Origin of the sequence: Dechloromonas hortensis, assembly GCF_009469765.1 — a bacterium.
Classification (GTDB): domain Bacteria; phylum Pseudomonadota; class Gammaproteobacteria; order Burkholderiales; family Rhodocyclaceae; genus Azonexus; species Azonexus hortensis.
This window is the reverse complement of sequence record NZ_SSSQ01000046.1, coordinates 1-434: the sequence shown is the minus strand read 5'-3', so window position 1 is coordinate 434 and position 434 is coordinate 1. Positions and strand designations below refer to the sequence as shown.

The following is a 434-nucleotide window of genomic DNA, read 5'->3' as shown; positions in this document are numbered from 1 at the left end:
CGCATCACGGTCTTTCGGTAAGTTGGATGCAGCCAGTGTAGGGAAAGCGGTGACCAACAAAAAAGATGGAATTCTTCATTGCTTATCAACTTTTCATCTATGCCCCGGCTGCCTTGCGCAGTTGCTCGAACAGCGCAGCCCCTTGGCGAGAAACTCAGAATCGCATCGTTTTTTGGAAAGGTGGGGCAGGGCGCGGCTTTGATCCCGCTTTGTTTATTCAAAAAAAGCATTTCTATCTACAAATTAAATATTTCTACTTATAAGCAGAGGTTCATACACTGGCCGCTCACAGTTGCAACGTTGCAAAAAATCAGGGGAGCCGTTCAAAACGGCCGCAAGGGACAGACCAGAATGAACTTCCAGCAACTCAGAATCATCCGTGAAACGATCCGCCAGGATTTCAACCTGACGGAAGTCGCCAACGCGCTGTACAC

General features: G+C 48.4%; 1 protein-coding gene. It reads left to right on the top strand.

The window, feature by feature from the left end; translation table 11 throughout:
- Positions 1–78: 78 nt before the first annotated feature.
- Positions 79–434, top strand: a 356-nt coding sequence (locus tag GH663_RS20900; RefSeq protein ID WP_153133511.1) for a hypothetical protein, incomplete at its 3' end; no start/stop codon positions are given.